Consider the following 6,128-nt stretch of genomic DNA (forward strand, 5'->3'; position numbering starts at 1 on the left):
CCCAGTACCGCCGCAGCGCGGCCTTGCCGCGCACCACGCCCTGTGTTTCCGGCAGGAGTTCGGCGGCCACGGGCGACGTGAACACGACGTCGTCATGGAAGTCGCCGAGGAGGGCCTCGACGTCGTGGGCGTTCCAGTGTTGTGCCCATCGTTTGGAGAAGGCGACCGCATCGACGTTCATGGACGGCACTGTAGCGCGGGTGAATTCAGCAGCCCGGCGATTTTCGTGCGCCCCGCCTGCTCCGGTCACAGTTGGCGGCGAATGTCGAGGAGGTGGTGCTGCAGCTCGTATGCGGTGTGTACCGCGACCCAACGCAGGGACCGTTCGTGAGTTTCGGGATAGTGGTAGATAACCGTTCGGTCCCAGTCATCGGCGGAGAACCGGGCCAGGACGTTGCTGAATAGTGCTGCCGCGTCGGCAAGTTGGCGAGCGACCTCGGTCGGGTCCTGTTCGTTGTACCCGTCGTGCTCGGCCCGCTCCTCGCGACCCATGGACGCACAGTCGACGCCATTCATCCGACGGGCTGCCAGCACCCGTTCGCGTTGCACGACCAGCACATCCCGCAGATGGCATGCGTACTCCAGCGGAGACCAGACGTCGGGCCGCGCCCGGGACCGCACATCAATTGCCTTGTTAGACAGAAGTACAACGACTTCGGCTGCCAACCCGCGGATGTCGCCGCCGGCAGTCGCGGCTCGGCGCAGGTCATAGGCGTAACCGCATCCTGTGCAGGGGTCTGTCACGCGACCATCATTTCAGACGGTCCTCTGATCGTGGGCACGAAATGGCCGGCCGGGCATCGCTGATTTGGCACCCGAAGTTATTGTGGCCGTGGGTGACTCGGGAAGCAGGTGGGCGGATCCGTGATCATCCGACACATGGGGACCACGCCGGGCAGCGCGACGGTGACTCAGCCCACACATAAGCGGTGAGGGTAGCCTTACCTAAATTGAGTCGGTAGGGTCCCCGCTCATGACCTCCTCCACTCCCCCTACGCCCAGCACCGTCGACCATCAGTTGGTCAGCATCCTTCGTGACGACCTGGGCCTCAAGTTCGAATCCATCACTGCCACAACGCGTCTGGTAGAGGACCTGGGAATGGACTCCGTCGCCTTTGCCGCCGGCCTGGTCGCAATCCAAGAACGGTTCGGCGCGCAATTGAGCGAGGAAGACCTGTTGACCTGCACGACCGTCGGTGACCTGCAAGTCGCGATCGGGGCCTGCGCATGAATATTCTCGCGTCCGCCGTGCGCGACGCGATGACGCGATCACCGCATGACTTGGCGGTCCTGGACAAAGAAACCGACCGCTGGACAACCCGCCCGTGGCCCGAGGTGCACGGGATAGCCGAAAGCATCGCAACGCATTTGCTCCAGCAGGATCGCCTTGGCGCCGTAGGCCTTGTCGGTGAACCGACCGTCGAGCTGATCGCCGCCATTCAGGGCGCGTGGCTGGCGGGTGCCGCCGTATCGATTCTCCCCCGCCCCAGGCGCGGCGCCGACCCGGCTGAATGGGCGCGCAGCACGCTGAGCCGGTTCCGTGGAATCGGAGTCAGCACGGTATTCAGTCACGGAGCCACCCTGCGCACGTTGGGCGACGTGGAGTCGACCCTGCCGGTCTGCGGGCTTGCCGACGCCGCTCGCACCCCAGCGTCCAATAGGCTTCAGGGTCAATCGGATTCGAACGTCGCGATCCTGCAGGGTACTGCCGGCTCGACCGGTGATCCCCGCACGGCGGTTTTGGCGCCGGGCGCCGTGCTGAACAACATGCGCGGCCTCATCGAGCGGCTACAGCTCGACGGCGCCTCCGACCGGGCGTGTTCGTGGCTGCCGATCTACCACGACATGGGTTTGGCTTTCCTGCTGACCGCCGTTCTGAGTGGGGTGCCGCTATGGCAGGCGCCAACGGGTGCGTTCTCTGCGGCACCGCTTCGCTGGGCGGATTGGCTTTCCGCCAGCGCGGCAACGTTCACTGCCGGCCCCAATTTCGGGTACTCCATGCTCGGCCGCTACTCGGGGAGGGTTTCGGACGTCGATTTGGGAGCGCTGCGGATTGCGATCAACGGCGGCGAACCCGTTGACTGCGAGGGATTTCAGCGATTCGCCACAGCGATGGCGCCGTTTGGTTTGCAGGCGTCGGCGGCGACCCCTGCGTACGGGATGGCCGAGTCAACCTGCGCCGTGACGATGCCCGCCTGCGGGGAGGGGTTGCGCGCCGATGAGCGGACGGAATCGGGTACACGCCAACGATATGCACTGTTGGGCCGCCCGATCTCCGGCATGGAATTGCGCATCAGCCCGACAGACCACGCTTCGGATGACAGCGTGGGGGAGGTCGAGATCCGCGGGTCGTCGATGATGACGGAGTACTTCGGCGACGCCACCACCGCGCCTGATCGCGGTGCGCAGTGGTTCCGCACGGGAGACATCGGTTACCTGGTCGACGGCGCGCTGGTCATTTGTGGTCGCTCCAAAGAGGTCATTACGATTGCCGGCCGCAACATCTTTCCCACCGAAATCGAGCAAGTGGCCGCGCAAGTGGATGGCGTGCGGCATGGCAGCGTGGTTGCGGTTGGCTCCAAATCCGGTGCCGCCCAGTCGCGGTTACTCATCGCCGCAGAATTCGTGGGGTCGGATCATGATGTGGCCCGCAGCGCTGTCATCAAACGGATCATCTCGGTGTGCGGGGTGACGCCGGCCGACGTCGTATTGATGCCGCCCGGATCATTACCGCGCACTTCGTCGGGCAAGCTCAGACGACTGGAGGTCCGCAGCCACCTACAAGCTTGAGTGCGAGCGCTTTAGGTGGCCGTCCGATTCCGGGCGTACTGGCCCGGGTGCACTTGCAGCGGCCGGAAGCTTCGGGCACACAACCGCGAAACAGCGACTGGCGACCCGATTCGATTCGGCCGGCCAGCGCCTGAGTGTGCCGTCATGTTCGCCGATACGCAATCTGCAATGAATTGACGGGCGCGGTCGCACCAGTACCCTTATGAGCTAGCTCAGGAAGGGTTGGAAATGCGCGCAATACCGTCGCGGGGACTGACGTCTATAGTCGCGCGGCCACGAGCGGTGCTGTGGGACTTCCGTATATAGATGAGCAGGCGCTGATCGCCGAGGCCGGTGGCGACCCCTGGGCGATCAATGCCAGCCTGCAGTCGGGCAGCCCATTGCAGGTTTCCAATCTGGCCGGCGCCTTTCATCGCGCGGGCCGATGCACGGCGGAGGCCGACAACGCGTTCCAACAAGCCCGCACCCGCTTCGAGGCTGCCTGGAACCACCACGACGGCGGCCATCCGATCAACGACTCTGACGAAGTTCAGCGGGTCATGAAATCCCTAGGGGCGCAGTCCTTGCAACTGCCCAAGATCGGTGCGGACCTGGAGAGCGTCGCCGCGGCATTGGCCGATGCGCAGCAAGCTGGGGCTGCGCGCATCGCCACCTTGGATGCCCAGTTGAAGAATATTTCGGACTTGGTTACCCAGGCCGTCGCCTTGCTGAACAACGACAAGAGCCTCAGCGCAGGCGAAAAGGACGCGCTGCATGCCCTCATCAACACTTGCGAGGACGACGCACTTCGTGACACCAAGGCCGCGCTCGCCGCGCTGCAATCAATCCGCAACGGCTACTCCGAAAGCCTTCAGACATCGCTGAATAACCTTCATGCCGAGGGGTATGACGGCACCCCGCTCCATGGCGTCGACGGCGACGATGTCGCTCCGCCGTCTCCCGCCCAACAGGCCGCATTGGTCGACATTCGCCAAGTCACCAACCAGGCCGTCGTCGACCAAATGGCCAAGGTGCGCGCCGCGCAGGAGGCGCTCAATAAAGCCACGGCCGACCTCTATACCCACGGCCCGGGCTCACCGGAAGGTGACGCCGCCGGCGCCAGGCTGCCAAAGCTCAAGGCCGACCTTGCCCGTGCTCTCGACGACCTGGGCAAGATTCCCGACTACAACAGCGTCGACCCCGCGTCGGTAAGCATCACCCCCGACGGGCATTTCATGTTCACCTACAACGTCAACGGGCAGCCCGTACAGGCTTACGGCCAGCTCAAGAACGGCACGGGTGAGTTCTTCGACCAAGCCACCGGCACGTACTACACCTTCAACGGTGGCAAGTTGACCGGCATGCGCACACCCGATCCGGGGCAGGTCGAAGCGACGTCCGAACCCCTGTTCACGGCTATCACCCTGGCGGTCGGTGCGCCAGAGCTCAAGGCGAGCGGCGAGGTGCTCGTGCAAGGCGTGAAGATGCTTTTCAGCCGCGAAATGTTGGAGGGGCTGTCGGCCGACAACGTGTTCCCCCGCGCACTCGCCGGAGCCGAGGAACACTTCCAGGCCGCCGAACGCAACCTCGCGTCTCATACCCCGCTACCCGGAGAGCCGGTCCCGGGCACCCACCCTCTTGAGCCACCCGTGGTCGAGCACACGCCGCCCGCCTCACACGGCGACGTGCCCGCCGAACATGCGCCGGCGGGACCTCACGTGCCGGTGTTGCCCGACAGCGCACCGCCCGTCGTCGTTGATTCAGCTCACCCGGAATTCCACCTGGACAACCCGCTCCACCACATGACACCCGAACTGCGAGCGATGTCCGAAGCACATCTGACCGGAAGTGGCGAAACCGTCCTTGGACCATTTAGGCCCCCGGGCGGGGGACCTTCCTACATCCGAGTCGCAGACGACCGCGGCGCCAGCTACTTCAGCCTTGGCGACGCGTGGAATTCGTTCACGCCCACGGAGCAGCTGGCCGCCAATCAGCACGTACTCGACGTCGCAATCGCAAATCGAGATAAGATTACATTGTCGGTCCCTTTTCACAGGGTTGCCCCAGATACATACACGGCAGCGGAGCTCCGATACCTCGAAGCACATGGCTATCGGCGCATAGGCGAAAATATGTTGATGCCGCCAATCGAAGGAGCAAGATAAATAATGAAAAGCTTGCTGGAATTTTTTCTTTACTATTTGGACTTCTTGTATTTGGACCCTCGGTATCACGTCACCGACTCGACGACGTCGGGCGACCCAACGACCAATGCATCGTTGACTCTCACCGGTCCGCTGATCAGCTTGGAGTTGACTAATGACAGGGGACAGTTCGGATTCGCTATTGCACCAACTGCATTAGCGGAGTCACCAGATAACTGGTTTCGGGCCACGCTGATTCGACAGTACCTTGATGACTACGACGAGACGAACGTTGTATCTCCGGACGAGACTGTGGCATGGATTCGGAGCAACCGCGACCGTATCGAGCAACTCTTTGTTGAAGGAGAAGCAGAGCACTCGTGCGAGGAACTCATCAATCTCGCAAAGGCACTCGCGATAAAGTACTTTGGCCCGCCGCAAGGATAGGCAAGAGCTCCGTGTAGGGCCCCCTGCCGGGCCAAGCTGATAGCCAACCATCAACTAACGGATTGCACGCGTAATGCCAGATTTCTCTCGCTTATCAGCCAATTGGCACCGCTGGGCGCCCGGAATGGGCGGAGGCGACGTATATGTCACGACCGACTGCGAAGACTGCCTCATTTGCTTCAGGACCGACGACTATTCTGTCCATCTTCGTGACGACGGGAATTGGTGGATAATAGATACGGTTAACGATCGCGGGCAGCGACGCAACGCCGTCGCCAAGCTATCGAATTTCGAATTGGCTGAGAAGTACCTCATCTGGGACTGGGCTACGACCGCGCGCTCCGACCTCGCATCCGGGTCACTGGGCGCCGAGCTTGCCAAGCAAGGATTTGCCCCGAATGTGGACGTATCCGAAGTCGAGACCAAATACAAAATCTGCTCGAACGACGATTGCGCTATTTTGTCCGCGGTGAATGCCACCATTTTCAGTCATCTCATGGATAGACCTGTGGATGAGATCGAGAAGATGGCCACCGCGCCACCCGGGTGATCCGAACGGTCGGGATCCTCGAGTCTTAGCCTCCCACCTAAGACCGCACCCATTGCGTAATTTCCGGAGTGACCGGATCCGTGATGTCGTCGAATTCGGGGTGCTTCTTGAGCACCGTGCCGATCATCGAGCACACCGGAACAATGCGCTTGCCCTCATCGCGCGCCCCGTTGAGCGCTTCCTCGACGAGGATGGTCGCCAGGCCACGTCCGCCGTAC

The 6,128-nt window shown here is 62.5% G+C and carries 8 protein-coding genes; 5 read left to right on the forward strand and 3 right to left on the reverse strand.

Annotation, left to right across the window (positions count from 1 at the left end):
* Positions 1 to 181, reverse strand: a 181-nt coding sequence (locus Q0W90_RS22345) for a nuclear transport factor 2 family protein (protein WP_297776698.1), incomplete at its 3' end; no start/stop codon positions are given.
* A gap of 65 nt (positions 182 to 246) precedes the next feature.
* Entirely contained in the window at positions 247 to 705 is a 459-nt protein-coding gene (locus Q0W90_RS22350) for a DinB family protein (RefSeq protein ID WP_297776705.1), read from the reverse strand.
* Between the two features lie 268 nt (positions 706 to 973).
* On the opposite strand from Q0W90_RS22350, the gene Q0W90_RS22355 reads away from it, so the two are divergent.
* The 5 genes from Q0W90_RS22355 (at position 974) to Q0W90_RS22375 (ending at position 5,910) form a co-directional block, all read left to right on the forward strand.
* The gene (locus tag Q0W90_RS22355) at positions 974 to 1,231 is read left to right on the forward strand and encodes an acyl carrier protein (RefSeq protein ID WP_297700817.1); all 258 of its coding nucleotides are present in this window, start codon (positions 974 to 976) and stop codon (positions 1,229 to 1,231) included.
* Entirely contained in the window at positions 1,228 to 2,790 is a 1,563-nt protein-coding gene (gene mbtM / locus Q0W90_RS22360; RefSeq protein ID WP_297595816.1) for a long-chain-fatty acid--ACP ligase MbtM, read from the forward strand. Before Q0W90_RS22355 ends, mbtM begins: the two co-directional genes overlap by 4 nt.
* Positions 2,791 to 3,077: 287 nt before the next feature.
* Entirely contained in the window at positions 3,078 to 4,934 is a 1,857-nt protein-coding gene (locus Q0W90_RS22365) for a hypothetical protein (protein WP_297776700.1), read from the forward strand.
* Positions 4,935 to 4,937: 3 nt separating this feature from the next.
* Positions 4,938 to 5,360 carry a hypothetical protein gene (locus Q0W90_RS22370; protein ID WP_297595818.1) on the forward strand — a complete coding sequence of 141 codons (423 nt, stop codon included), beginning with the start codon at positions 4,938 to 4,940 and terminating at the stop codon, positions 5,358 to 5,360.
* Positions 5,361 to 5,433: 73 nt separating this feature from the next.
* Entirely contained in the window at positions 5,434 to 5,910 is a 477-nt protein-coding gene (locus Q0W90_RS22375) for a hypothetical protein (RefSeq protein WP_297595819.1), read from the forward strand.
* A gap of 37 nt (positions 5,911 to 5,947) precedes the next feature.
* Here the strand turns inward: Q0W90_RS22375 and Q0W90_RS22380 are convergent.
* Positions 5,948 to 6,128 (reverse strand): GNAT family N-acetyltransferase (locus Q0W90_RS22380; protein WP_297776703.1); only part of this gene is annotated, 181 nt, incomplete at its 5' end.

The sequence above is a fragment of the Mycobacterium sp. genome, assembly GCF_025933915.1.
In the GTDB taxonomy this organism is placed as follows: Bacteria; Actinomycetota; Actinomycetes; order Mycobacteriales; family Mycobacteriaceae; genus Mycobacterium.